The 25,248-nt window shown below is 74.1% G+C and carries 27 protein-coding genes; 7 read left to right on the forward strand and 20 right to left on the reverse strand.

What is annotated here, in order from left to right; all coding sequences use genetic code 11:
* Positions 1 to 146: 146 nt before the first annotated feature.
* The 9 genes from trpA to hisI all read right to left on the reverse strand — a co-directional run bounded on the left by trpA (position 147) and on the right by hisI (position 6,755).
* Positions 147 to 1,001 carry a tryptophan synthase subunit alpha gene (gene trpA / locus ACFOVU_RS21830; protein ID WP_378536546.1) on the reverse strand — a complete coding sequence of 285 codons (855 nt, stop codon included), beginning with the start codon at positions 999 to 1,001 and terminating at the stop codon, positions 147 to 149.
* Complete coding sequence (trpB, locus tag ACFOVU_RS21835) at positions 998 to 2,227, reverse strand: tryptophan synthase subunit beta (RefSeq protein ID WP_378536548.1); 1,230 nt, start codon at positions 2,225 to 2,227, stop codon at positions 998 to 1,000. The genes trpA and trpB overlap by 4 nt, the downstream gene beginning before the upstream one ends.
* A gap of 177 nt (positions 2,228 to 2,404) precedes the next feature.
* Positions 2,405 to 3,211 (reverse strand): indole-3-glycerol phosphate synthase TrpC, encoded by an 807-nt coding sequence (gene trpC, locus ACFOVU_RS21840; RefSeq protein ID WP_378536550.1) that lies wholly within the window; start codon positions 3,209 to 3,211, stop codon positions 2,405 to 2,407.
* A gap of 113 nt (positions 3,212 to 3,324) precedes the next feature.
* Entirely contained in the window at positions 3,325 to 3,801 is a 477-nt protein-coding gene (locus ACFOVU_RS21845) for a DUF2752 domain-containing protein (protein ID WP_378536552.1), read from the reverse strand.
* A gap of 122 nt (positions 3,802 to 3,923) precedes the next feature.
* A complete protein-coding gene (locus tag ACFOVU_RS21850) occupies positions 3,924 to 4,301 on the reverse strand; it encodes a CD225/dispanin family protein (protein WP_378536554.1) in 378 nt (125 codons plus the stop codon).
* A gap of 410 nt (positions 4,302 to 4,711) precedes the next feature.
* Positions 4,712 to 5,098, reverse strand: coding sequence for a CD225/dispanin family protein (locus ACFOVU_RS21855; protein ID WP_378536556.1), 387 nt, complete (start codon positions 5,096 to 5,098; stop codon positions 4,712 to 4,714).
* Between the two features lie 234 nt (positions 5,099 to 5,332).
* Positions 5,333 to 5,653, reverse strand: coding sequence for an HGxxPAAW family protein (locus ACFOVU_RS21860; RefSeq protein ID WP_378536782.1), 321 nt, complete (start codon positions 5,651 to 5,653; stop codon positions 5,333 to 5,335).
* Between the two features lie 17 nt (positions 5,654 to 5,670).
* Positions 5,671 to 6,348 carry a Trp biosynthesis-associated membrane protein gene (locus ACFOVU_RS21865; RefSeq protein ID WP_378536558.1) on the reverse strand — a complete coding sequence of 226 codons (678 nt, stop codon included), beginning with the start codon at positions 6,346 to 6,348 and terminating at the stop codon, positions 5,671 to 5,673.
* Positions 6,345 to 6,755 carry a phosphoribosyl-AMP cyclohydrolase gene (gene hisI, locus ACFOVU_RS21870; protein WP_378536560.1) on the reverse strand — a complete coding sequence of 137 codons (411 nt, stop codon included), beginning with the start codon at positions 6,753 to 6,755 and terminating at the stop codon, positions 6,345 to 6,347. The genes ACFOVU_RS21865 and hisI overlap by 4 nt, the downstream gene beginning before the upstream one ends.
* Before the next feature lie 189 nt (positions 6,756 to 6,944).
* On the opposite strand from hisI, the gene ACFOVU_RS21875 reads away from it, so the two are divergent.
* Entirely contained in the window at positions 6,945 to 7,928 is a 984-nt protein-coding gene (locus tag ACFOVU_RS21875) for an SIS domain-containing protein (protein WP_378536561.1), read from the forward strand.
* Between the two features lie 38 nt (positions 7,929 to 7,966).
* Here the strand turns inward: ACFOVU_RS21875 and ACFOVU_RS21880 are convergent, their stop codons facing one another.
* From ACFOVU_RS21880 to hisD, 9 genes are all read right to left on the reverse strand, one after another.
* Entirely contained in the window at positions 7,967 to 9,805 is a 1,839-nt protein-coding gene (locus ACFOVU_RS21880) for an ABC transporter ATP-binding protein (protein WP_378536562.1), read from the reverse strand.
* Positions 9,802 to 11,787: an ABC transporter ATP-binding protein gene (locus ACFOVU_RS21885; RefSeq protein ID WP_378536564.1), complete on the reverse strand. Its 1,986-nt coding sequence runs from the start codon at positions 11,785 to 11,787 to the stop codon at positions 9,802 to 9,804. Before ACFOVU_RS21885 ends, ACFOVU_RS21880 begins: the two co-directional genes overlap by 4 nt.
* A 299-nt stretch (positions 11,788 to 12,086) precedes the next feature.
* Positions 12,087 to 12,857 (reverse strand): imidazole glycerol phosphate synthase subunit HisF, encoded by a 771-nt coding sequence (hisF, locus tag ACFOVU_RS21890; protein WP_378536566.1) that lies wholly within the window; start codon positions 12,855 to 12,857, stop codon positions 12,087 to 12,089.
* Positions 12,854 to 13,585 (reverse strand): bifunctional 1-(5-phosphoribosyl)-5-((5-phosphoribosylamino)methylideneamino)imidazole-4-carboxamide isomerase/phosphoribosylanthranilate isomerase PriA, encoded by a 732-nt coding sequence (gene priA / locus ACFOVU_RS21895; RefSeq protein ID WP_378536567.1) that lies wholly within the window; start codon positions 13,583 to 13,585, stop codon positions 12,854 to 12,856. The genes hisF and priA overlap by 4 nt, the downstream gene beginning before the upstream one ends.
* A gap of 51 nt (positions 13,586 to 13,636) precedes the next feature.
* A complete protein-coding gene (hisH, locus tag ACFOVU_RS21900) occupies positions 13,637 to 14,272 on the reverse strand; it encodes an imidazole glycerol phosphate synthase subunit HisH (protein ID WP_378536569.1) in 636 nt (211 codons plus the stop codon).
* Between the two features lie 53 nt (positions 14,273 to 14,325).
* On the reverse strand, positions 14,326 to 14,490 hold the full coding sequence (locus ACFOVU_RS21905; RefSeq protein ID WP_378536571.1) for a hypothetical protein: 165 nt from the start codon (positions 14,488 to 14,490) through the stop codon (positions 14,326 to 14,328).
* Entirely contained in the window at positions 14,490 to 15,083 is a 594-nt protein-coding gene (gene hisB / locus ACFOVU_RS21910) for an imidazoleglycerol-phosphate dehydratase HisB (protein ID WP_378536572.1), read from the reverse strand. Before hisB ends, ACFOVU_RS21905 begins: the two co-directional genes overlap by 1 nt.
* Positions 15,084 to 15,132: 49 nt before the next feature.
* The gene (locus tag ACFOVU_RS21915) at positions 15,133 to 16,242 is read right to left on the reverse strand and encodes a histidinol-phosphate transaminase (RefSeq protein WP_378536574.1); all 1,110 of its coding nucleotides are present in this window, start codon (positions 16,240 to 16,242) and stop codon (positions 15,133 to 15,135) included.
* Positions 16,239 to 17,582, reverse strand: coding sequence for a histidinol dehydrogenase (gene hisD / locus ACFOVU_RS21920; protein WP_378536576.1), 1,344 nt, complete (start codon positions 17,580 to 17,582; stop codon positions 16,239 to 16,241). Before hisD ends, ACFOVU_RS21915 begins: the two co-directional genes overlap by 4 nt.
* 315 nt (positions 17,583 to 17,897) lie before the next feature.
* Between hisD and ACFOVU_RS21925 the strand changes: the two genes are divergently transcribed.
* The 4 genes from ACFOVU_RS21925 to ACFOVU_RS21940 all read left to right on the forward strand — a co-directional run bounded on the left by ACFOVU_RS21925 (position 17,898) and on the right by ACFOVU_RS21940 (position 21,426).
* Entirely contained in the window at positions 17,898 to 18,461 is a 564-nt protein-coding gene (locus tag ACFOVU_RS21925) for a ferritin (protein WP_378536578.1), read from the forward strand.
* A 198-nt stretch (positions 18,462 to 18,659) separates the two neighbouring features.
* Positions 18,660 to 19,337 carry an LON peptidase substrate-binding domain-containing protein gene (locus ACFOVU_RS21930; RefSeq protein WP_378536580.1) on the forward strand — a complete coding sequence of 226 codons (678 nt, stop codon included), beginning with the start codon at positions 18,660 to 18,662 and terminating at the stop codon, positions 19,335 to 19,337.
* A 50-nt stretch (positions 19,338 to 19,387) separates the two neighbouring features.
* Positions 19,388 to 19,870 (forward strand): Cys-tRNA(Pro) deacylase, encoded by a 483-nt coding sequence (gene ybaK / locus ACFOVU_RS21935; protein WP_378536581.1) that lies wholly within the window; start codon positions 19,388 to 19,390, stop codon positions 19,868 to 19,870.
* A 437-nt stretch (positions 19,871 to 20,307) separates the two neighbouring features.
* Complete coding sequence (locus tag ACFOVU_RS21940; protein WP_378536583.1) at positions 20,308 to 21,426, forward strand: TIGR04222 domain-containing membrane protein; 1,119 nt, start codon at positions 20,308 to 20,310, stop codon at positions 21,424 to 21,426.
* 129 nt (positions 21,427 to 21,555) lie between these two features.
* Here the strand turns inward: ACFOVU_RS21940 and ACFOVU_RS21945 are convergent, their stop codons facing one another.
* Positions 21,556 to 22,227, reverse strand: a complete 672-nt coding sequence (locus tag ACFOVU_RS21945; RefSeq protein ID WP_378536584.1) for a hypothetical protein — start codon at positions 22,225 to 22,227, stop codon at positions 21,556 to 21,558.
* A 95-nt stretch (positions 22,228 to 22,322) separates the two neighbouring features.
* Between ACFOVU_RS21945 and ACFOVU_RS21950 the strand changes: the two genes are divergently transcribed.
* Positions 22,323 to 22,847 (forward strand): DinB family protein, encoded by a 525-nt coding sequence (locus ACFOVU_RS21950; protein WP_378536586.1) that lies wholly within the window; start codon positions 22,323 to 22,325, stop codon positions 22,845 to 22,847.
* Between the two features lie 75 nt (positions 22,848 to 22,922).
* Here the strand turns inward: ACFOVU_RS21950 and ACFOVU_RS21955 are convergent, their stop codons facing one another.
* Complete coding sequence (locus ACFOVU_RS21955; RefSeq protein ID WP_378536587.1) at positions 22,923 to 23,801, reverse strand: PadR family transcriptional regulator; 879 nt, start codon at positions 23,799 to 23,801, stop codon at positions 22,923 to 22,925.
* Positions 23,802 to 24,010: 209 nt separating this feature from the next.
* On the opposite strand from ACFOVU_RS21955, the gene ACFOVU_RS21960 reads away from it, so the two are divergent.
* On the forward strand, positions 24,011 to 25,039 hold the full coding sequence (locus tag ACFOVU_RS21960; protein WP_378536589.1) for a GNAT family N-acetyltransferase: 1,029 nt from the start codon (positions 24,011 to 24,013) through the stop codon (positions 25,037 to 25,039).
* Positions 25,040 to 25,248 lie beyond the last annotated feature (209 nt).

Here is a 25,248-nt window from a genome sequence, read left to right on the forward strand (position 1 = left end):
GCACTGAGCGGGATACTACTGCACGTAGCGGCGCCACTACACATCGTCGGAGGTGTGTAGCCGGCGACCGCACCTGGCAGCGTAGTTCTCGGGGGGCGGCGCGGGGGCGGTCTCGCGCGCCCCCGCGCCCTGGTCACACCCGATTCTTACCCGGCGTGCCCGGCCGGGCGGGCCTCCCGGATGCCCGCCGCCAGCTCCTCGGCGAAGCCGCGCACGGCGGCCAGGCCGGAGGGCAGGTCGGGCGCGTCGAGCACGCGCTGGCAGAACCCGGCGCCCACGATCACGCCGTCGGCGTAGCCGGCGACCTCGGCCGCCTGCGCCCCGTTGGAGATGCCCAGGCCCACGCAGACCGGCAGCCCGCTTTCGCCGGTGACCGCGCGGGTCCGGGTGACCAGCCGCTCGGCGGTGTCGGCGACCTGTGCCCGGGTGCCGGTCACGCCCATGAGGGAGGCCGCGTAGACGAAGCCGCGGCAGGCCTCGGTGGTGGAGGCCAGCCGGGCATCGGTCGAGGACGGCGCGACCAGGAAGATCCGGTCGAGCCCGTGTTCGTCGGTGGCGGCGAACCAGTCGCCGGCCTCCTCGGGCAGCAGGTCGGGGGTGATGACCCCGGAGCCGCCGGCCGAGGCGAGGTCGGCGCAGAACCGGCCGGTGCCGTAGCGGTCGATCGGGTTCCAGTAGGACATCACCAGGGCCGCGGCGCCGGTGGCCGCCGTGGCCTCGACCACCCGCAGGACGTCGCGGGGGGTGGTACCGGCCGCCAGCGCGCGGTCGGCGGCCTGCTGGATGGTGGGGCCGTCCATGGTGGGGTCGGAGTAGGGCAGGCCGACCTCGATGACGTCGCAGCCGCCCTCGACCATCGCCTGGATGACCCGGATGGAGGACTCGACGTCGGGGAACCCGGCGGGCAGGTAGCCCACCAGGGCGGCGCGCCCGGCGGCGCGGGCCCCGGCGAGCCGGGCCTGGAGCGGGGTGGACGCGGTGGTCTCGGTGCGTTCGCTCACGACTGCTCCCCCTGCTCGTCCACGAGCCCGAAGTAGGTCGCGGCGGTGGTGACGTCCTTGTCTCCCCGGCCGGAGAGGTTGACCAGGATGGTGGCGTCGGGGCCGAGTTCGGCGCCGATCTTGCGGGCGCCGGCCAGGGCGTGCGCGCTCTCGATGGCCGGGATGATGCCCTCGGTCCGGCACAGCAGGCGGAACGCCTCCATGGCCTCGGCGTCGGTGATCGCCGCGTAGGTGGCCCGGCCGCTGTCGGCCAGTGCGGCGTGCTCGGGGCCGACCGCCGGGTAGTCCAGGCCGGCGGAGATCGAGTGGCTGGGCACGGTCTGGCCCCACTCGTCCTGGAGGACGTAGGTGCGGGCGCCCTGGAAGACGCCCGGGGAGCCCCCGGTGATGGAGGCGGCGTGGCGCCCGGACTCGACGCCGTCGCCGCCCGCCTCGAAGCCGTAGAGGCGCACCTCGGGGTCGGGGATGAACGCGGCGAAGATGCCGATCGCGTTGGAGCCGCCGCCCACACAGGCGGCGACCGCGTCGGGCAGCCGCCCGGTGCGGTCGAGGACCTGCGAGCGGGCCTCGGCGCCGATGACGAAGTGCAGGTCGCGCACCATGGCGGGGAACGGGTGCGGCCCGGCGACGGTGCCCAGCAGGTAGTGGGTGGAGTCGACGTTGGCGACCCAGTCGCGGAACGCCTCGTTGACGGCGTCCTTGAGGGTGCGGCTGCCGATGGTCACCGGGATGACCTCGGCGCCCAGCATGTTCATCCGGGCGACGTTGAGCGCCTGGCGCCGGGTGTCCTCCTCGCCCATGTAGACGACGCAGTCGAGGCCGAGGAGTGCGCAGGCGGTGGCGGTGGCGACGCCGTGCTGGCCGGCGCCGGTCTCGGCGATGACGCGGGTCTTGCCCATGCGCTTGGTGAGCAGGGCCTGGCCGAGCACGTTGTTGATCTTGTGCGACCCGGTGTGGTTCAGGTCCTCGCGCTTGAGCAGCACGCGGGCGCCGTTGCACGCGGCGGAGAAGTTGGCGGCCTCGGTGAGCGGGCTGGGCCGCCCGGTGTACTCACCGAGCAGCCGGGCCAGCTCGGCCTGGAATTCCGGGTCGGTCTTGGCGGCGGCCCATTCGGCCGCGACCTCGTCGAGGGCGGCGACCAGCGCCTCGGGGCTGAAGCGGCCCCCGTAGCCGTCGTAGTGGCCGCTCCCGTCGTGGGACGGGGCGGTCGATGGTGCGGGATTCATGATCGTTCTCCATGGCGGAGGGCGCCGGCAGCACAGGGTGCGCGCGTGCCGGCGCGGTTGGAAAGGTCGGCACGGCGACGGGAGCCCGCGTGCGGGTGCGGGCTCCCTAGAGCCATCGCCCGGCCGCGGCCGGGAGCGCGGCGGGCGCGGGGAACGGCGGGGGCAGCCGGGTCACGGTCAGCTCCGGTCGCGCAGGGCCGGGTGGGCGCCGGCCGTGACGAGGTCGGCGACGGCGTCGCGCGGGTGGCGGCCCTTGACCAGGCTCTCGCCGACCAGGACGGCGTCGGCGCCGGAACTCGCGTAGGCCAGCAGGTCGTGCGGGCCGCGGACTCCGGATTCGGCGATCTTGATGCGGTCGCCGGGGATCAGCGGGGCCAGGCGGGCGAAGGTGTCGCGGTCGACCTGGAGGGTCTTGAGGTCGCGGGCGTTGACGCCGATGACGGTGGCGCCGGCGTCGAGGGCGCGGGCGATCTCCTCCTCGGTGTGCACCTCGACCAGCGGGGTGAGGCCGAGCGAGCGGGCGCGCTCCACGAGCGAGATCAGGGCGTCCTGGTCCAGGGCGGCGACGATGAGCAGGACGGCGTCGGCGCCGTGGACGCGCGCCTCCCAGAGCTGGTAAGAGCTGACGACGAAGTCCTTGCGCAGCAGTGGGGTCTCGACCGAGGCGCGGACGGCGGCGAGGTCGGCGAGGCTGCCGCTGAAGCGGCGCTGCTCGGTGAGGACGCTGATCAGGCAGGCGCCGCCGTCGGCGTAGTCGCGCGCCAGGGCGGCGGGGTCGGCGATCGCGGCGAGTGCCCCCTTGGACGGGCTGGACCGCTTGACCTCGGCGATGACCTGGACACCGGGGCGGCGCAGCGCGGCCACGACGTCCTGGGGCCGCGGCACGGATTCGGCGATTTCCTTGAGCCGCTCCAAAGGCGTCGCCGCCTGCCGGTCGGCCAGGTCGGCGCGCACCCCGTCGAGAATCTCGTCGAGCACGCTCACGTGGGACTGCCCCCTCAAATAGCCGGTCGTGGTGTGGTGCAGCCGCGCGCAGCTGTGCCACCGATCGTAGCGATCCCCGGGGCGTGGGCGGTCACCGCCCTCGCCGTGGGTGATCAGCCCGGTGCCAGTATGGCGGCGAACGGCAGGTTGCGCACCAGCCAGAACGCCAGGATGACACCGAGCAGCAGCCACAGCCAGAACGGGTGGGCGGCCCTGATGTGGCGGGTGGGGGGCCGGAAGGCGAAGTAGACCCACCGCACGTAGGAGTAGAACATGAACGGCAGGAGGGCGACGGTGAGCACGTTCATGCTCACGGCGCCGGCGAGGTCGAGGTTGGTGAGCGCGTTGATGGCGCGCATGGTGCCGCACCCGGCGCAGTAGGTGCCGGTCATCATCAGCCAGGGGCAGGTGGGGTAGTGCCCGGGCTCGTGCGGGTCGACGAAGTGCACCATGACCGCGCCGGCGATGCCGACCGCCCCGAGGAGTAGGGGCGCGACGGCGGGGTGCAGGCGGCCCCTCGGCCGCGCCGGGCGGCCCGGCGGCGGGGTGGCGGAGGGGTGCGGGTCGGTGCTGTTCACGACGGGGTCCACGGTGTCAGCCTAGAGGGTCGGTGCGGCGGGGCGGAAAACGCGGCCGCCGCACGGCCGGTGCGGGGCCGTGCGGCGGCGGGTGGGCGTTCGCCCTGGGTCCTGGGCTGCGCAGCCCGTGACCCTTAGTAGCTCTCAAGCTCTTCCAGGTCGGAGTTGAGCTGGTCAAGCTCCTCAAGGTCGGCGTCGAGGGACTCCTCGAGCGCGTCGACCTCCTGGTTGTACTCCTCGACGGCCTGGTTGGCGGCGGCGATGGACATCGCGGTGATGACGCCGCCGATGATCATCCCGATGATGCCGAGGGTGATCGCGATCAGCGAGAACATCTTCGCCTTCTTCGCGGCCGCCTCAGCGCCCGCGTAGTCGCCGGTGTTCCAGAGGCTGTTCACCTTGGCGGCGAAGATGATCGCGGGGATCGCCAGCGGCCAGAAGCAGAAGATCGAGAGGATCGCCCCGACCATCCAGTTGCCGGGCGGGGGGGTGTTGTTGGGGTGGTACGACATGGGTTTCGGGCACTCTTTTCGGAACTGGAATCATCATGAAGGCGCGGCGGCCGCAGGAGATCGCGGGCGAGGACGGGCGCCGGATTCAGTGCGAAATGCCGCTCAAATGGGGCTCGCACATAGTTGCACAGCCCTGGGGGCTCGCTGTCCGCCCGCATGACCGGCTCAGAGGCGGCGCTGCCTCGGTCGTAACGGCATACTCGCTGCTCGTGGGGGTGACGCCGACCGAACGTGACTCGGTCGAGACCTGGCCGTGCCCTGGCAGGTTCGGAGGATCGTACAGGTCGCGCGGGGTGCGGACCCCGGCGCGCCGGCGCCCCCGGGAACGAGAAAAGGCGCCGCCGCCCGTGCGGGCGGCGGCGCCGAAGTACCGGAGCCCCCCGGGGACACCAGGGAGCGGCGGCAGGGGCTTAGTAGGTCGTGCTGGCGGCGCCGAGAGCGGCGAGCACCACGAAGTAGTAGATGATCCAGCCGATGACCCAGAGGCCGCCCAGGACGAAGGCGATGATGGAGAACATCTTCGCCTTGCCGGCGGCGTCCTCGGCACCGGCGTAGTCACCGACGTTCCACTGAGTGTTCACCTTGGTGGCGAAGATGATCGCCGGGATGGCGAGCGGCCAGCAGCAGAAGATGGCGATGATGGACGCGACCAGCCAGTTGTTCGGCGGGGTGCCCCCACCACCGGGCGGCGGGCCGCCGAAGCCGCCAGGGCCTCCGGGAGGCGGGGGGCCGTATCCGCCGCCACCGTACGGCGGCTGGGGCGGGCCGGGAGGGCCGGGAGGAGGACCGTAGCTCATGGTCGGAGTGTCTTTCCTGACGACGGATGTGGAAAAAAGGCCTCGCGTGCCGGACGAGATGCGCACCAACGGGGGTCATGGCTGGGGAGGCGTCCCATTCGCGTCGCGGGCAGAATCGAATCATGCCAGATCTGCCGGTCGAAACCGACCGCAATCGGGTGATGACGACGACGCTGTGCGGCCAATGTACCCGCGACGCGCACCGGCGTCCATGCCGGGCACCGGGCCGGGCCGCTACCCGGCGGTCGCGGGGGCGGGCTCGGCGGAGTCGCCGGCCTGCTCGGGGGCGGCCGTGGCGGCGGCGCGGGCGGCGGCCCACTCCGCGGCCGTCGGCGGCACCGGGCGCGGCGTCTTGCGGCCCAGTCCGGCCTTCTTCATGACCCCGGCGACGGCGGCGCTCACGGCGCTGGCGCCGAGGGCGATCGCGGTCCAGGTGACGAGGTCGCCACCGCCGATGATCGCCACGCCGGCCACGGCCCACACCGCGATCCAGGAGATGGTCAGGAACCAGGCGGAAACGGTGTTGCCGTGGTCATCGTGGTGTTCGTCGGCCATCAGGGCTCTGCCTTTCTTCATGCGTTCGGTCTGCTGTCCGCAGGGCTGGATCGCCGGGAGGCGGCGGAAAGGGCGCCGGGACGGGAGGCCGCGTCCGGCGCCGCGGGATCGAGCGTGGGGTCCTCGCCGCTGTCGAGCGACTTCCACAGCTCGGCGGGGTCGTCGGCGCGGGCGGTACGCGGCGCGCTGTGGCGATCGTACCGGCTGCCCATACCAGGCCAGGAGGGCCCCCGGACGGCGGTGGCCAGGCCGCTGAGCACGAGCAGCACCGCTCCGGCCGCGGCGAGGGCCGGCCAGGCGGCGGCGAGGCCGGGCGCCTCCGCCCGGCCCCCGGCGGTGGCCTGCTCGGCGGCCAGCCGGGCGAGTTCGGCGGGGCGGGTCCCGCTCCACACCGACTGGAGCGCGATGCACCCGAACAGGGCCATGAGCAGGCCGATGATGCGGCGTGGCCACCCGCGGGCGGCCACGAGCGCCGCCAGGGCGGCGAGCCCGGCGATGCCCATGGCCGATGCCGCCGGGGCGAGGTCGGCCCCGGTCAGCTCGACCGGCGCCGGGGCGGTCGGACCGGCGACCTCGATCACCCCCGTGGCCCAGGTGCGGCCCGATGCCGCCGCCAGCGCCGCGGCGCCCGCGGCGGTGGCGGCGAGCGCGGCGGCGAACCCGCGGCGCCCCGGGCGCGGGGTGGCGGCGGTCACGGGGTCGGCCCGCCCGTCTCGGGAACCAGCGGCAGCGGGGCGGCGTCGAAGCAGGTGCGGTCGCCGGTGTGGCAGGCGCCGCCGGTCTGGTCGACCTTGATGAGCAGGGTGTCGCCGTCGCAGTCGAGCGCGGCCGCGACCACGTGCTGGACGTTCCCGGAGGTGGCGCCCTTCACCCAGTATTCGCCGCGGCTGCGCGACCAGTAGGTGGCGTTGCGGGTCGTCAGCGTGCGGTGCAGCGCTTCGTCGTCCATCCACGCGAGCATGAGCACCTCGCCGGTGTCGTGCTGCTGCACGATGGCGGGCACCAGGCCGTCGGGGGTGCGCTTGAGCCGCGCGGCGATGGCGGGGTCGAGCCCGGTGCCCGCTGCGGGCTCCGGGCCGTTGCCGGGGAGGCTGACGCTCATGCCTCCAGCCTATGGCGCCTTCGGCAAAGGTCACCGCGGGGGCACCCGTTGCCCCCAGGGCGCCCGGGTGACAAAGGCCATACCCGCCCCGTGGCGGGGGGCGGGGGCGGCCGGCCTGCGGCCCGCACTTCGCGAGCTGACTAGAGTTCTCTGGCGTCGGCCCACCCATTGACGACTTCCGGGAGCCCCGTGACCGCCCAGCTGCTCGCCGCCGACCTGGCGGCGAAACCCGACGCGCTGACCGCGCTGGCCGACCGCCTCGCCCGGCACGACCCCTTCTCCGCCCTGCCGGCCCTGGTGGACGACGAACCGGCGGGGATCCTGCTGCTGGGAACGGGGGCCGCCCGCTACGCCTGCGAAGCGGCTGCGGCCCGGATGCGGCTGGCGGGCCTGGGCGCGGTCGCGGAGTACGCCGCGGCCGAGCGGTCCCTGCCGCCGGGCCCGGACACGCTGGTGGTGGCGGTGTCGGTGGGCGGGGGCCTGCGCGAGCTGTGCACGGTGCTCGACGAATACGTGGAGCGGTCGGCGATCATCGTGCTGACCCCCGACCCCGACTCCCCTGTGGCGCGCTACGCCGATGTCCTGGTGCCGCTGATGTCGGGCGTCGAGCGCAGCGGGCTGGCGTGTCGCGCCTACCAGAACGCGCTGGCCCTGCTCCTGCTCCTCGGGCACCGGCTGGGCGCGCCGGCGGCGGGTACCGGCGACCTGACGCGCGGCCTGCGCCGCGCGGCGAACGCGATCGCCGACCTGATCGACCGCGCCCCGGCGTGGGTGCCGGGCGTGGCCGCCGCTCTGGACTCCCCCGACGGCGTCCACCTGGTGGCGCCGGTGGAGCGGCTGGCATCGGCGCAGCAGGCGGCGCTGGCGATCCGCCAGGGGCCGGTGCGGCCCGCCTACGCGGCGGAGTCGGGCGAGTGGTCGCACACCGACCGCTATCTGGCGGCGGTGACCGACTACCGCGCGCTGCTGTTCGCCGGATCGCACTACGACGACCGGGTGGCCGAGCACCTGCTCCAGCTGCACGGCACGCTGGTCACCGTCGGCGGCGCGGTGGAGGGCGCGGCGGCCGCCGTGCGCTACCTGGGCGACGGCGACCCCGACGTGCGGCTGCTCACCGAGCCGGTGGTGGGCGAGCTGCTCGCCGCGCACTGGTGGAAGCGCCGCCGCGTCTGACGGGTCCCGCTGCGGGCCCGCACCGGGGCCCGCGCCGCTCACGCCGAGCTGCGCACCCAGGAGGCGTAGAGGTCGGCGTAGACGCCGGGCCGGTCCACCAGCTGTCCGTGAGTGCCCCGTTGGACGACCCGGCCGTCGTCGAAGACGAACACCTCGTCGGCGGCCTCGGCCGTGGAGAGCCGGTGGGCGATGGTCACCGAGGTGCGCCCGCGGGTGAGCCGGTCCAGGGCGCGCTGGATGCGGACCTCGGTGTCGGGGTCGACGGCCGAGGTGGCCTCGTCCAGCACGAGCAGGTCGGGGTCGGCGACGTAGGCGCGCACGAGGGCGACGAGCTGCCGCTCCCCCGCCGACAGCGACTCGCCCCGCTGGCCGACCGGGGTGTCGAGGCCGTGGGCGAGGGTGCCGAGCCAGTCGGCGAGGCCGAGCTCGCGGACGGCGGCCGCCAGTTCGGCGTCGGTGGCCTCGGGCCGGGCGAAGCGGATGTTGGCGCCCAGGGAGCTGTCGAAGAGGAACCCCTCCTGGGGGACCATCACCACGCGGCTGCGCAGCGACGAGAACGCGACCTCGCGCAGGTCCGCGCCGTCGAGCAGTACCCGGCCCTCGACGGGGTCCATGAGCCGGGTGAGGAGCTTGACGAAGGTGGTCTTGCCCGATCCGGTCTCGCCGACGACCGCCACCCGGGTGCCGGGGGCGATCTCCTCGTCGACGCCGGCCAGCACGGTGGGCCCGTCGGGGTAGGCGTAGGAGACGCCGTCGAAGCGCACCCCCACGGGGCCGCGCGGAAGCACCCGCCCGGCTTCGCCGGGGTCGGCGATGTCGGGGACGGTGTCCAGGACGCCCAGCACCCGCCGCCAGCCGGCGATGGCGTTCTGCGCCTCGTTGAAGATCTCCGTGGCCATCATCATCGGCATGACGAACAGGGTCAGCAGGAACAGGAAGGCGACCAGCTCACCGGGGGTGATGTCGCCGCCGATGCCCAGCAGCACGCCGGCGACGACGACCGCGGCGTTGCCCAGGGCCGCGACCAGCTCGGCGAACGGGGAGACCGCCATGGACAGGCGCTGCGCGCGCACCTGGGCGCGCCGGGTGGCCAGGACGGTGTCGTCGATGCGCCGGGCGGTGCGCTCCTCGGTGGCGTGGGCGCGGATGACGGCGGCGCCCATGACGGTCTCGCCGATGGCGCCGAGCATGTCCCCGGTGCGCTCGCGGACCTTCAGGTAGGCGGCCGACAGCCGCCGCTGGAGCCAGCGCACGCCGAACAGCAGCGGCAGGAAGCACACCCACACCAGCAGGGTGAGCTGCCAGGAGTAGACCGACATGAGGACGGTGGCGACCAGGAGCTGGCCGGTGCTGACGATCAGCAGCAGCCCGCCCCATTGCATGAACGTGCTGATCTGGTCGACGTCGGAGGTCACCCGGGAGACCAGGGCGCCCTTGCGTTCGCTGTTCTGGGTGAGCACCGACAGGTCGTGGACGTGGCGGAACGCCTTGCGGCGCAGCGTGGCCAGGCCGGACTCCGTGGCCCGGTAGAGCCGGTAGTTCATCAGGTAGGAGCAGGCCATGGTGGCGAGCAGCAGCAGGGCGCACACCGTCACCATGGTGGCGACGAACCCCAGGTCGACGCCTGCGCCGCCGGCGGAGATGCCGCGGTCGATGATCTGCTGCACGGCGATGGGCACGATGACCTTGCCGGCGGTGGCGGCGACGGCGAAGAGCAGGGTCAGGCCCAGCCCGCGGCCGAACTCCGGGGACAGCCGCAGGCCGCGGCGGATGGTGCCGATCGCGGAGTCGGTCGAGCGGTGCAGCGCCGGGGCCTCCTCGGCGGGTGCGCCGTCGGCGGGGCCGCGCTCGCGGGTGGTGGTCGCGGGGGCGCTCATCGCGCGATCTCCTCGGTCTCATCGGTGCCGTCGGGTGGCACGGGCAGGGCCGCCTCGACGGCGATCGGGGGCGCCTCGTGGTGGGCCGCAACCTCGGGGGTGGGCTCGGCGGACTCGGCGGCGGCCCGCTCGTAGGCGGTGACCAGCCGGTTGTAGCCCGGGGAGCGGGCGAGCAGCTCCTCGTGGGTGCCGCGGTCGGTGATGGTGCCCCGCTCCATGTAGACGACGTCGTCGGCGAGTTCGATGGTGGCGCGCCGGTAGGCGACCACGATGACCGTGGCGGCCAGTTCGGTGTCGCGCAGCCCGGCCAGGATCTGCGCCTCGATCTGCGGGTCGACCGCCGAGGTGGCGTCGTCGAGGATGAGCAGGCGGGGGCGGCGGACGACGGCGCGGGCCAGGGCGAGGCGCTGGCGCTGGCCGCCGGACAGCGTGGTCCCGCGCTCGCCGAGGCGGGTGTCGAGGCCGTCGGGCAGGGCGGCGACGAAGGAGTCGGCGCGCGCCAGGCGCAGGGCCGCCCACACCCGGGCGTCGTCGATGCCGGCGCCCAGGGTGACGTTGTCGCGGACGGTGTCCTCGAAGACGAAGGTGGACTGCGGGACGAGGGCGGCGACGCGGGCGATCTCTCCCTTGGCGAGGTCGCGGACGTCGGTGCCGTCGTAGGTCACGGTCCCGGTGTCGGGGTCGACCAGGCGCATGAGCAGGGTGGTCAGGGTGGACTTGCCCGATCCGGTGGGGCCGACGAGGGCCACGGTGCGGCCGGGGGCGAAGTCGGCGTCGACCCCGTGCAGGACGGTGGTGCGGGCGGTGTCCCCGGCGGGGCCGGCGGCGGCGAGGTCGCGGCCGGAGGATGCGGCGGGGTCGTGGCCGGGGTCGTAGCCGTCCTCGTAGGAGAAGGAGACGTCGCGCAGGCCGACCCGCACCCCGCCGCGGCCGGCGACGGCGGCGTCGCCGTGCTCCATCCCGCCCGATGCGGACAGGACCGCCTGCACCCGGTCCCAGCCCACGACGGCGCGGGGGAGGTCGCCCAGGATCCAGCCGAAGGAGCGGATGGGCATGGCGAGCAGGGTGAACAGGAAGGAGATCTGCACAAGGTCGCCGGGGGCGATGGCGCCGGCCGACAGCCGCCAGGAGCCGATGAGCAGGACGGCGAGGACGCCGAAGTTGGGCAGGGCCTCCATGATCGGGTCGAACACCGATCTCATGCGGCCGACCTGGATCTGGGCGTCGCGCAGGCGGTGGGCGGCGACGGTGAAGCGCTCGGTCTCGGTGTCCTCGCGGCCGAGGGTCTTGACGACCAGGGCGCCGTCGAAGGACTCGTGGGCGACCTCGCTGACCTGGGCGCGCAGCGCCTGGGCGCGGGTGGCCATGGGGGTCACCCGGCGCTGGAAGGCCACGTTGACGGCGGCCAGGACGGGGAAGACGACCAGGGCGACGAGGGCGAGGACGGGGTCGGTGAGGATCATGGCCACGGCGGCGACGGCGAGCATGACCACACCGCCGACGGCCATGGGCAGCGGTGCGAGGGGCTGCCAGGAGGCTTCGACGTCGGCGTTGGCGTTGGACAGCAGCTGGCCGGTGGGGTGGCGGTGGTGCCAGGACAGCGGGAGGCGCAGGTAGGTGCGCGACACCTCGCGCCGGTAGCGGGCCTGCATGCGGAACTGCATGAGGCCGGCGAAGAGGCGGCGGGCGGCCAGGCCGAGGGCCTTGGCGACGCCGACGCCCAGGAGCAGCGCGGCGGCGGTGGCGAGGGCGGCCGCTGTGGTGCGGCCGTCGGCGAAGGCCGGGAGGATGACGTCGTCGGTGATTCCACCGAGGACCGAGGCGGATCCGACGGTGACGGCGGCGTGCAGCGAGGCCCCGGCGACCGCGACGGCGAACACCCCGGGCTCGGTGCGCATGGCCACGCCCAAGACGCGCATGCCGCGTCCGAACACCTGTGCCGTGCCCGGTTTCGCGCCGTCCGCTGAGTCCTCCGCGACCATGCGTCACCACCCTGCCCTTCGGTCCTCACCCACCGCGCACTGAAGAGCGCGCACAAAGAACACGTGCCATCCGATGACGGGACGGCACGCGGACACAACCTACTCCGCGGGGCGGAGCGGTCGTAGTTCTTTTCTGTTCAGCAGCCGCCCTCTTCGCACTATTCCACGCGAGGGCGACATCGTGGGCGAAAGCGGGACGGGTGGGGGTGGCGTGTCACTGGAGCAGGGGGTGCGGCCGGGGCGCCCCCTGGGAACCGGGAACACGGGGCGGGCACGCCCCCGGAGCGACAGGCCGTCGTCTAACGCACCGCGTGGCCCTTTGCGCGCAGCTCGGCCTTGACGTCGCCGATGGTGAACGCGCCGAAGTGGAAGACCGAGGCGGCCAGGACGGCGTCGGCGCCGGCGTCGACGGCCGGCGCGAAGTGCTCGACCTGCCCGGCGCCGCCGCTGGCGATGAGCGGGATGTCGATGACCGCGCGCACGGCGCCGATGAGCTCCAGGTCGAAGCCGGCCTTGGTGCCGTCGGCGTCCATGGAGTTCAGCAGGATTTCACCGGCGCCCAGCTCGGCGGCGCGCGCGGCCCACTCCACGGCGTCGATGCCGGTGCCGCGCCGCCCGCCGTGGGTGGTGACCTCGAAGCCGCTGGCGGTGGTGGTGTCGCCGGTGGTGCGGCGCACGTCGGCGGAGAGGACCAGCACCTGGCTGCCGAACCGGACGGCGATCTCGCGGATCAGCTCGGGGCGGGCGATGGCGGCGGTGTTGACGCCGACCTTGTCGGCGCCGGCGCGCAGCAGCCGGTCGACGTCGGCGGCGGCGCGGACCCCGCCGCCCACGGTCAGCGGGATGAACACCTGCCCGGCGGTGCGGCGCACGACGTCGTAGGTCGTCTCGCGGTCGCCGCTGGAGGCGGTGACGTCGAGGAACGTGAGCTCGTCGGCGCCCGCGGCGTCGTACTGGGCGGCGAGTGCGACGGGGTCGCCGGCGTCGCGCAGGTTCTGGAAGTTGACCCCCTTGACCACGCGGCCGGCGTCGACGTCGAGGCAGGGGATGACGCGGATGGCGAGGCTCACGCGCCCTTCACCGCCTTCAGCGCGTCCTCCAGGGTGAACGCGCCCTCGTAGAGGGCGGTGCCCATGATGGCGCCCTCGACCCCGAGGGGGGTGAGGGTGGCGATGGCGCGCAGGTCGTCGAGGCTGGACACGCCGCCGCTGGCGACCACCGGCTTGTCGGTGCGCTCGCACACGGTGCGCAGCAGGTCGAGGTTGGGGCCCTTGAGGGTGCCGTCCTTGTTGACGTCGGTCACGACGTATCGGGCGCAGCCCTCGGCCTCGAGGCGGTCGAGGGTGGTGAAGAGGTGGCCGCCGTCGCGGGTCCAGCCGCGCGCGGCCAGGGTGGTGCCGCGCACGTCCAGGCCGATGGCGATGCGGTCGCCGTGGTCGGCGATGATCTTCGCGCACCACTCGGGGTTCTCCAGCGCGGCGGTGCCGATGTTGACCCGGGTGCAGCCGGTGGCCAGGGCCGCCTCCAGCGACTCGTCGTCGCGGATGCCGCCCGACAGCTCCACGCGCACGTCGAGGGAGCCCACGATGCCGGTCAGCAGCTCCCGGTTGTGGCCGCGCCCGAAGGCGGCGTCGAGGTCGACGAGGTGGATCCATTCGGCGCCGGCGTTCTGCCAGCCCAGGGCGGCCTGGAGGGGGTCGCCGTAGCGGCCGCCGGATCCGGCCTTGCCCTGGACGAGCTGGACGGCCTGGCCGCCGGCGACGTCGACGGCCGGGAGGAGTTCGAGGGTGGTGGGCATGCGAATCGTTGGACCTTCGTTGATGGGGCCGGACGCGTGCGGGGAGCCCGCTCAGAGGGTCGCGACCCAGTTGGCCAGGACGGTGGCGCCGGCGTCGCCGGACTTCTCGGGGTGGAACTGGGTGGCCCACAGGGGCCCGTTCTCGACGGCGGCGACGAACGGGGTGCCGTGGGTGCTCCAGGTGACCAGGGGCGGGGTGATGTAGGGGCTGTCGGGGGTGAGCGTCCAGTCGAGCACGCCGTAGGAGTGCACGAAGTAGAAGCGCTCGCCGGGGTCGATGCCCGCGAACAGCCGGGAGCCGCCGGGGACGTCCACGGTGTTCCAGCCCATGTGCGGGACGATCGGGGCGTGCAGGCGCTCGACGGTGCCCGGCCATTCGCCGCAGCCGTCGGTGGCCACCCCGTGTTCGACGCCCCGTTCGAACAGGACCTGCATGCCCACGCAGATGCCCAGCACGGGCCGGCCGCCGGCGAGCCGCTTTCCGATGATCCGGTCGCCGCCGACCCCGCGCAGGCCGCGCATGCACGCGTCGAAGGCGCCGACCCCGGGGACGATGAGGCCGTCGGCGTCGAGGGCGGCGTGCGGGTCGTCGGTGACGGTGACGTGGGCGCCGGTGCGCTCCACTGCGCGCTGCGCGGAGCGCAGGTTGCCCGATCCGTAGTCGAGGATGACGACGCGGTGCTGCACGGGGGCCGCCTTTCGTGGGTCGGGGTGCGGGGTGGGTGCCCGGTGGGGCGGGGTCAGAGGGGCAGGTAGCCGAGCCGGAGGACGCCCCCGGCGACGGCGAGCACGGCGCACAGGGCGAGCGCGACGGCGATGTAGACGTTGACCTTCCACATCGAGTAGGTCCCCCCGGCCAGGATCCCGCCCAGGGCCAGGAGGAGGATCGCCCCCAGGTCCTCCATCAGAGGGCGCCCTTGGTGGAGGGCACGCCGGTGACGCGGGGGTCGCGCTCGCAGGCGAACCGCAGCGCCCGCGCGAACGCCTTGAACTGGCATTCGACGATGTGGTGGGCGTTGCGGCCGTAGGGCACGTGGACGTGCAGGGCCACGCGGGCCTGGGCGACGAAGGACTCGAAGATGTGCCGGGTCATGGTGGTGTCGTAGTCGCGGCCGATGATGGGCGCCATGCCCTCGGGTTCGCTGTGCACCAGGTAGGGGCGGCCCGAGACGTCCACGGTGACCTCGGCGAGCGCTTCGTCGAGGGGCACCTTGGCGTCGGCGAACCGGCGGATGCCGGCCTTGTCGCCCAGCGCCTCGCGGAAGGCCGCGCCCAGGGCGAGGGCGGTGTCCTCCATGGTGTGGTGGGCGTCGATGTGCAGGTCGCCCTCGGTGCGCACGGTGAGGTCGAACAGGCCGTGCTTGGCGAGCTGGTCGAGCATGTGGTCGTAGAAGCCCACGCCGGTGGCGATGTCGGCGGTGCCGGTGCCGTCGAGGTCGATCTCGACGGCGACCTTGGTCTCCTTGGTGGTGCGTTCGACGCGGCCGGTGCGGCTCATGGGGCTGGTGCTCTCCTGGTGGTGTGGCGGTGTGGGCGGTGGGCCGGGCTCAGGGTTGGCCGCCGCCGGCCGTGACCCCGGTCAGCGCGGTGCGGAAGGCGGCCATCTCGTCGGGCGTGCCGACGGTGACGCGCAGCCACCCGGGCGGGCCGACCTCACGGATGAGCACGCCGTGGTCGAGCAGCCCGCGCCAGACGGCGGAGCGGTCGGCGAACTCGCCGAAGAGGACGAAGTTGGCGTCGGAGTCGGCGACCGCGTGGCCGCGGTCGCGCAGCCAGGCGACGAGGGAGTCGCGCTCCTCGCGCAGCTGCTTGACGGCGCCGAGGAGTTCGTCGGCGAAGTCCAGGGCGGTCGCGGCGACCGCCTGGGTCACCGCCGACAGGTGGTAGGGCAGCCGGACCAGCTGAAGGGCGTCGACCACAGCGGGGTGCGCGGCGAGGTAGCCGACGCGGGCGCCGGCCAGGGCGAACGCCTTGGACATGGTGCGGGTGACGATCAGCCGCGGGTGGTCGGGCAGCAGCGACAGGGCGCTGGGGGTGCCCTCGCGGCGGAACTCCGCGTAGGCCTCGTCGACGACGACCATGCCGGGCGCGGCGGCGGCGACGCGCTCGATGACCTCCAGCGGAAGTGCCGTCCCGGTGGGGTTGTTGGGCGAGGTCAGGAAGACGATGTCGGGCTGTTCGCGGGTGATGGCGGCGACCGCGGCATCGGGGTCGATGCCGAAGCCGGGCCCGCGCTGCTGCGGGCTCCAGCCGGTGCCGGTGACACCCGTGATGATGGGGTGCATGGAGTAGGACGGCTCGAAGCCCATGGCGGTGCGGCCGGGGCCGCCGAACGCCTGGAGGATCTGGAGGAGGACCTCGTTGGAGCCGTTGGCCGCCCACACGCCGCGGGTGTCGAGGCCGTGGCCGAGGTAGGCGGCCAGGCCGGCCCGCAGCCGGACGGCGTCGCGGTCGGGGTAGCGGTTGAGCCCGGCCGCGGTGGCGGCGACCGCGCCGGCCAGCGCCCCGGCCAGCCGCTCGGAGGGCGGGTAGGGGTTCTCGTTGGTGTTCAGCGCCACCGGGACGTCGAGCTGCGGGGCGCCGTAGGGGCTGCGTCCGCGCAGGTCGTCGCGGATGGGCAGGTCGTCGATGCTGATCTCGGTGCCGGTCTCGGTCACGCGTTCCCCCCGGTGGTGACGGTGTGCGCGGCGACGGCGGCCGCGGCGGCGCCGCCCACGCGGGCGGTGACGGCTTCGCCATGGGCCGGCAGGTCCTCGGCCTCGGCGAGGGCGACGACGCGGCGGGCGACCTCGGCGAGCGCGTCGCGGTCGTAGTCGATGACGTGGATGCCGCGCAGGAAGGTCTGCACGCTGAGCCCGGAGGAGTGCAAGGCGCTGCCGCCGGTGGGCAGCACGTGGTTGGAGCCCGCGCAGTAGTCGCCGAGGGACACCGGGGAGTAGGCGCCGACGAAGACCGCCCCGGCGTTGCGCACGCGGGCGGCCACGGCGGCGGGGTCGGCGGTCATCACCTCGAGGTGCTCGGCGGCGTAGGCGTCGACCACGGCGAGGCCGTGGTCGAGGTCGTCGACGAGCACGATGCCCGACTGGCGCCCGCCCAGCGCCTCGGCGACGCGGTCGCGGTGGCGGGTGGCGGCGACGCGGGCGGCGAGCTCGGATTCGACCCTGCCCGCGAGCTCCACAGAGGGGGTGACCAGGACGGAGGCGGCGACGACGTCGTGCTCGGCCTGGCTGATGAGGTCGGCGGCGACGTAGCCGGGGTCGGCGGTGTCGTCGGCGAGGATGGCGATCTCGGTGGGCCCGGCCTCGGCGTCGATGCCGATGACGCCCTTGAGCAGCCGCTTGGCGGCGGCCACCCAGATGTTGCCGGGGCCGGTGACCATGTCGGCGCGCGCGCAGTCGGCGGTGCCGTAGGCGAACATGGCGACGGCCTGGGCGCCGCCGACGGCGTGGACCTCGTCGACGCCGAGCAGCGCGCACGCAGCGAGGACGGTGGGGTGCGGCAGGCCGCCGAACTCGGCCTGGGGCGGTGAGGCGACGGCCAGCGAGGCGACCCCGGCCTCCTGGGCGGGCACGACGTTCATGATGACGCTGGAGGGGTAGACCGCACGGCCGCCGGGCGCGTACAGGCCGACGCGGCCGACGGGCACCCACCGCTCGGTGACGGTGCCGCCGGGGACCACCTGGGTGGTGGTGTCGCTGCGGCGCTGGGCGGCGTGGACCAGGCGGGCGCGGCGGATGGACTCCTCCAGGGCCGCGCGCACATCGGGGTCGAGCCCGGCCAGGGCAGCGTCGATGTCCTCCCGGGGGACTCTGAGGGCGGCGGGGCGGACGCCGTCGAACCGCTCGGCCAGCTCGAACAGCGCCTCGGAGCCGCGATGGCGGACGTCCTCGCAGATCGGCCGGACCTTGTCGAGCGCGGCCTCGATGTCCAGCTCGGGGCGCGGGAGCAGGTCGCGCGGGTCGCCTGGGTTTCCTCGGAGATCGATTCGGGAGATCACGCGCCCATTCTAGGGGTCCTGCGGCACGTCAGACCCGGTGGTGGCCGTGTTCACCGGGGGCATCGCACGGCGCGACGCGCCCGGGGCGCGCCGGCCGGGCCGCGCTCTTGGCGGGCGGCGCCGGCGGGCGTGCGGCACGGGGGCCGGGCGTGCCCGGGCACGGGCACGTAAAGACGTCGACATAAATCCGCCCAATAAGCCACGCCTAACTTTGGGACACCTAACCTAATAATGCTTCGAAAAGGCTTGCCTTGGTGTTCGGCATTACCTTTTCATTCATCGACCAGGCCATTGTCCTGAGTTATCGTGGAGAACATGAATGCGCCAACGAGAACCCCCGAGCACGGGCTGTCGAAGTTCCACCGCCTACTGTTGGACCAGGTGGGACACGAGTTCACCGCATCACACCAGTACTTCGCGCTGGCCGCGTGGTTCGACGACCGCGACCTCCAGCAGCTCGCCCGCGTCTTCTACCGGCAATCGCTGGAGGAGCGCGACCACGCCACCATGATGGTGCGCTACCTCATCGACAATGAGGTAGCCCCCAACATTCCGGGTATCGGCGAAATCCAGACCGACTTCAGCGAGCCGCGCGAGCTCGTGGCCCTGGCGCTGCGCCAAGAGCGCCAGGTGACCGAGCAGATCCAGCTGCTGGCGCGTGTCGCCCGTGAGGAGCACGACTACACCGGCGAGCAGTTCCTCAACTGGTTCCTCCAGGAGCAGGTCGAGGAGGTCGCGACGATGACGACCCTGCTCAACATCGTCGAGCGCGGCGCGGCCGACCTCTTCGACATCGAGACCTGGGTCGCACGCGAGATGCCCGACGTGGCGGGCGGCCCCGGACCGGCCCACGACACGGCGGGTCCCGCGGTCTCCTGACTGCGCTCCCGAACGTGGCGGGCGGCCTTGAGCAGGCCCGCGACACGGCCGGGCCCGCGGGTCTCCCGCCCCTGCTCCCCGACGTCTCGGGCGGCCTTGAGCGAGCCACGACACCGCGGGTGCCGCGGTCTCCCGGCCTCCGGCGGGGGCGGCGCGGCCCCGCTCCGCCCCCGCCGCCGGGTTGGGCATACTTGGGGGATGCCCAACCGGCTACCGCTGTTCCCGCTGGGGAGCGTCCTGTTCCCCGGCCGGACGCTGCCGCTGCACGTGTTCGAGTCGCGGTACCGTCGCCTCATCACCGAGCTGCTGGACCTGCCCGCCGAGGACGCGCGCTCCTTCGGGATCGTCGGCATCGAACTGGGCCACGAGGTGGGCTCCGGCTCCGCCCACCAGCTCTCCGCGGTCGGCTGCGTCGCCGAGATCCGCACCGTGCGCGGCCACCGCGACGGCCGCTTCGACCTCATGGTCGAGGGCGGCTCGCGGTTCCGGGTCGAGGAGGTGTGGCCCGCCGACGACGACCACCCCTACCCGCGCGCGGACACCACCCCCATCCCCGATGCGGTGGGGCTGGACGCCGACGGGCACGCCGAGCACGTGGGGCGGCTCTTCGGCGTCTACTGCGAGCGGCTGAAGCGGGTCGGCGTGCCGACCGATCCGCCCTCGGAGCTGCCGGCGGGCCCCCTGCCGTTGTCCTACGCGGTCTCCGCTGCGATGATCGTCGATCAGCGGGACAAGCAGCTGCTGCTGGAGGCCGACCACGCCGCCGCGCGCCTGGAGATGGCCGCCGGGCTGCTGCGCCGCGAGAACCGCGTGCTGAGCTCGCTGCCCACACTGCCCGCCGGGCAGTTCATGAGCCGGTCGGTCAGCCTCAACTGATCCCGGCCACCCCCGGACCCGGCCCGCGGCCGGGAGTAGAGAGGACACCTGTGAGCGGGAAGGGCACCCCGGCGACGGTCGCGGCCGGGCGCGCGAAGATCGGGTTCACCCTGCACCCCTACGAGGCGTCCGGCGACGGCGGGGCGTCCTACGGCGAGGAGGCCGCCGACGCGCTGGGCGTCGAGCGGGGTCGGGTGTTCAAGACCCTGGTCGCCGAGGTCGACGGCGCCCTCACGGTCGGGGTGGTGCCCGTCAGCGCGAGCCTGGACCTCAAGGCGCTGGCAGCGGCGGCGGGCGGGAAGAAGGCCACGATGGCCGACCCGAAGGCGGCCGAGCGGACCACCGGCTACGTCCGGGGCGGGATCAGCCCTTTGGGCCAGCGCAAGCGCCTGCCGACGGTCATCGACGCGTCGGCCACCACGCACGCGACCGTGTACGTGTCGGCAGGCCGCCGCGGCCTCCAAATGGAGCTCTCCCCCGCCGACCTCATCCACCTCACCGGCGCCACCACCGGGCCCATCGCCGCAGGGTGAGAGGTGCCGCGCCGGGCGCGCGCCCCGTCCGTTCCCGCCACCGAGGACCGCCTGGGAAGGGGCGGGTCCCGGCTCGTCGTGAGCCAGGGGACGCCCTCGCTCCAGGCCAGGGTCGTCACCCTCTGGAGCCCGCGACAGTCCGGCCGGACCCGCTGCGCGCCTCGACAATGACCTCCTGCCCCGGCCATCGCCGGACCCCTCGCGGCGGTACACCGGTCGTGCACAGACTTCGCAGGCACCCCGCACCAACGGCCTGCCGCCGCGGCCACCACTCGCTCACACCGGCGAAGGCGCCTCCCGGCGGGCGCGGTCCGGCCGGATGTGCCGCGTGGCGTCTACGATGACCCCTTGTAGCCGGTCGATCGCCCCTTGTCGGGGCGCTGTTGCGGATCTACCGTGGGGGGACGCTGCGGCGGACGGGTGCACTAGGAGGCACGATGGTCGGGGCGGTCGTACTCGGCTTGACGCTGTGCTACGCCGCCATCGCCTGTTGCTACGCGCTGACGCGCCACCGCTACGCGCGAATCAGGGCCGGCGGTCCGCTGCGGCCGCCCGTCGGTCCGTTGGAGCTGAGCCCCTTCGAGCTCGGCATGCTCGCCGGGGGCGCTCAGCGGCTGGGGGAGGTCGCCCTGGCCGAGCTGTACCTGACCGGCCGCGCCGTCGCCCACGGGCACGGAGCGGTGGCCCGTCCCCGGCACACCGAGGGCGGACCGGCGCCCCGTCCGCTCTCCCCCGCCCCCTTCACGCGGCTGCTCGACGCCCGGCTGCCCGACGACCGCACGGTGCCCGCGGACCAGCTGGTGTCCGCCGCCGGCAAGGGCGACCCCACGGTGGCCCTGCTCTGGCGGCTGCGCCGGCTCGGGCTGCTCTTCCCACCGGAGCGGATGCGGTGGATGCGGGTGGTCCGGCGCGCCGCCTGGATCCTCCAGGCGCTCATCGGCGCGGCGGGCGTGGTAGCGGGCGGATGCGCGCTGGTGTCGGCGATCCTGCCGTCGGGCGGGTGGTCCGGCGCCCGGACGGTGGTCTTCGGGCTGCTCCTCCTGGCCTACCCGTTCCTGCTGCACCTGACCGACCGGTGCATCGGCGGCATGCCCGGCGCCGTGACCGCGGCCGTTGCCGCCACGGCCGCAGCGGCACCGGCGAGCGCGGCGCGGGCGGAGCTGCTGTGCGCGCTGGGCCTGTTCGGCGGGTGGTTCGCGCTGTTCGGCGTCTACCGGCTGACCGGGGGCGGGCTGGGGCCGCGCACCCTGGCGGGCGACGCGCTGCTGGCCGAGGCCCGCACGGGCTCCCCGGGGGCGAACCCGGTCGACGCCGCCCTGCGGGCGACGGCCCTCATCGGGTTCCGCGCCCTGCGCGGGCGCCCCGGCGGGCTGTGCCCGTTCCCGGAGGGCGGACTGCGTGAGTTCGGGCTCGTGCGCTCCTTCGCCGCCGCCTGCGGACGGGCGGTGGGCGGCCCCGGCTCCGGCCTGGGCGGCGACTTCACCGTCGACGGCCGCAACGGCGGCTGGGGCGGCGCCGCCTCCACCCCCGGGAGCCGCCGGCCCGGCCATGAATGAGTGAACCCGGGGCACCGAACCGCGCGGACCACTGCTCGCCCGTGCCGGAGGGGCTTCGTGGTCCCCTGCCCGGCCGCGGTTGCCCCCGTCGTCCCTGCCGCGTGCTCGCGGTGGTCCGGGGACCGGTGGTCAGCGGGAGGGGTCCCGGGTAGGGCCGTCGGCCGGGGTACCGGGCCCGCTGGGCTCCTCGGGGCCGGTCGCGGCGGCTCCGGGGTGGTCCGCCGGGAAGGCCTCGGCGTCGAGTTCGGCTCGCTGGACGGGGAGGTCGCGGCGCCATAGGCTCACGCCGTCGAACAGGCCGTACTGGAGCACGGCGACGAACGGCCAAACCACGAGCGCGCTCAGCGCCTCGAGCCGCAGGCCGGAGCGGATGAGGTCGCCCGGGGCGGCCTGGTCGAGGGCGCGGCCGAACTCGGCGGCGTCGAGCAGGACGCCCAGGCGCCAGGCGATCACCGAACCCGCGAGGGCGCCGCCGGCGGTCGCGAACAGGCAGGTCAGCCGCAGGTCGGTGTGGTCGCGCACGGCCAGCCGGTATTGGACCAGGTAGGCGCAGTAGCCCGTGGCGATCCCGGTGACCATCATGATCAGCGCGTAGGAGCCGTCCATGGCGAACATCGACTCCGACACCGGGTAGGGCATGGTGTCGCCGCCGGTGACCACGGTGACGTCAGGCCGCGGGGCGACCAGCCACCACAGCAGGCCCAGCGGGATGCCGAGGGCCGCGATCGCCGCCGCAACGGCGGCGCCCACGGCGATACGCCTGCGCACCGTGGGGGCGGGTGCGTCGCCTCTTCCCGTCACTGCGCTCCCCGATCCCTTCCCCCTGTGCCCGCCGGCAGCGGCCCCACCGGCGAAAACCGGTGGTCCCCGTCCCGGCGCCTGCCGACAATGGCCCGATGACGAACACGACGAACGCCCCGCACCGTGTGGACCCGCCTTTCTCCGCGGATGAGCGCACCATGCTCACATCGTGGCTGGACTGGCATCGGGCGACGGTGTGGGAGAAGTGCGCGGGCCTGGCCGCCGAGCACGCAGGGGCGGCGCCCCTGGCCTCGTCCCCCTTGACCTCGATCGGCGGGGTCGTCGCGCATTTACGCTGGGTCGAGCACTTCTGGTTCGAAGTGCGCCTCCTCGGCCTGCCCGATCAAGGACCCTATACCCCCGACGATATCGACGCCGAATGGCGCTTGGGCGCCCACGCGCCGCTGGGCGAGTTGCTGACGGAGTACGGGGCGCAGTGCGCGCGGTCACGCGAGATCACGGCGCGGCTGGAACTGGGGAGCGCGGCCCGCGTCTCCGGCTCCGACCCCCGGCCGGTGACGCTGCGGTGGGTGCTGGTGCACATGGTGGAGGAGACCGCGCGGCACAACGGGCACCTGGACATCCTGCGCGAACTGGCGGACGGCACCGTCGGGGAGTGAGCCCGTTCTCAACGGCCGCGGGGGCGGGGACAGCGCCCCCGCTGCCGCCCCCGCCCCCGGCCGAACGGGCCCCGGTCAGGAGCCGTCGTCCTCCGCGGCTGCGTCGGCGTCCTCGGCGCGGTCGTCCTCGGCGAGGATGCGGTAGAGACCGCGTTTGGTCTCGGCCAGGAGCCGCTTGGCCTGGTCGAGCTGGTCGTCGGTGCCCGCCTGGGCGACCTGCGCGGCCGCGGCGGAGAGCTGGTAGGCCAGCGCCGCGATCTCGGCGTAGCGCGCCTGGGAGTCCTCGTACTCCTCGGCGACGCTCTCCCACGGCGCGGTGAGGTCGGCCGCGTTCTGCTCGACGTAGCCGTGGCCCTCGTCGGTCAGCTCGAAGGGCCTGCGGCGCCCGCCTCCGGCGTTCTCGGCCGGGCGGACGAGCCCTTCGTCCTCCAGCTGCTGGAGCATGGGGTAGACCGACCCGGGGCTGGGCCGCCAGGCCCCGTTGCTGCGCTCCTTGCCTTCGCGGATGATCTCGTAGCCGCTGCGCGGCTCCTCGGCGAGCAGCAGCAGGATGCCCGTGCGCACGTCGCCGCGGCGGGCGCGCGGGCCGCCGCCCCGGCGGTGCCGGTGCCCGCCGCCGAAGGGGCCGAACGGCCCTCCCGGCCCGAAGGGCGCCCCGCCTCCCCAGTGCGGCGGCCGGGGCGGCTGCGGGGGGTGCGGCGGTGGCGTCGGGTGCGGCGGGTGCCAGCCCGGGTGGTGGTCGCCGGGGCCGCCCATGGCGTTCCACGGCCCCCAGGGGCCGCCGGCCTCGGCCCAGGCCCGCCGCGCCGCGCGCCGCGCCTCTCTGCGGCCGCGGCGCGCGGGCTCGTCGTTGTCGGGTGCGGGCGCGTCCCAGCCGCCGGTTCCCGGGTTCCGGGACGCTCGGTCGTCGGGGCGTCCGCCGCCCCAGGACCAGGGCATCGACATCGCGGTCATGGTGTCCTCCTGATTCCCCCGATCGATTGCGATCGGTTGCGATCGATTGGCGATACACGATCTCTTATCGAGATAGCTCGACGATATATCGCTAACGATGGTCGGTCAAGGGGTCGGCCACACGAGGGGCCCGCCGGAAAACCGGTTGCCCCGGCACGGCCCGGTGGGCCATAACAGGGAGCGACCGCACAACGGCCAGGGAGACGACGATGACGGTGACGGTGCCCGCGGTTCGGCGGATCGATCCGGCGGACGAGGCCGCCTTGAGCGCCTGGTACGCCGCGATGCGCGAGGGCGCGCTCGTGGGCCGGCCGGCGCCGCTGATCGATGCGTTCGAGGAGTGCCGGGTGAAGCTGAACCGGACCGACGACCTATACGACGATCGCGCCTACGCGGCCGTCGACGACGGCGAGGTCGTGGGCACGCTCTGGGTGCACATGCCCCTGCGCAGCAACGCGCACACCATGAGCATCGACCTCAACGTCCGCCCCGGCCTGCGGGGACGCGGCCACGGCTCGGCCTTGCTGGCGCACGCGTACGCGGTGGCCGCCGAGAACGGACGGACGACGCTCACCTGCGAGGTGGGCCTCGCGCCGGGCGCGGGCCACGACACCAGCCAAGGCGCGCGGTTCGCCCTGCGCAACGGGTTCACCAGCGCGCTGTGCGAGAAGCACTCGGTGCTCGACCTGCCGCTCACCCCCGACGTCGTCTCGGCGGTCGACGCCGGCGCGATCCTGGCGACAGCGGGGCTGACAACGGTCTCGTGGGTGGGCGCGTGCCCCGATGAGCACCTCGGCGCCTACTCCCGGATGCGCGGGGTCATGGAGACCGATGTCCCCGCGGGCGACCTCGACCAGGCGCCCACCACGTGGCCCCCGGAACGCGTGCGCGCCGCCGAGCGGCGCGAGAAGGCGGAGGGGAAGACCCTCATCGTCACCGCCGCTCTCACCGCCGACGGCGATCCGGCCGGCTACACCCTCCTCGACGTTCCCGATCACGTGCCCGGCATCGTCTACCAGGACGACACGCTGGTCATGCCCGAGCACCGCGGGCGCCGGCTGAGCGCCGCCCTCAAGGTCCGCAACCTCGAACTGCTCGGCCGCCTCGCCGGCGGCCGGACGCACGTGCACACCTGGAACGCCGAGGGCAACGGGCCCATGCTGGCCGTCAATGTGGCACTGGGGTTCCGCACGGTGGAGATGAGCCACGAGTTCCAGCGCATCGGCCTGCCCGCCTGACACGGGAGGCGGCCGGAACGGCCGGGACCGCGCCATCCGGTACGCGATGTTCACCCGGCGGCCTCCCGATCCGCCGCCCGGGAGGGCACCCTGGGTGGGCCGGCCCGCTGCGGCCACCCGATCGAGGAAAGGTCCCCCCATGCGACTGCGCCCACCGCCCGCCGCCTCACGCGTCCTTGCGACGGCCCTGCTCGCCGCCTCGGCGGCGG

This window comes from Nocardiopsis sediminis (assembly GCF_042650565.1).
Classification (GTDB): Bacteria; Actinomycetota; Actinomycetes; order Streptosporangiales; family Streptosporangiaceae; genus Nocardiopsis_B; species Nocardiopsis_B sediminis.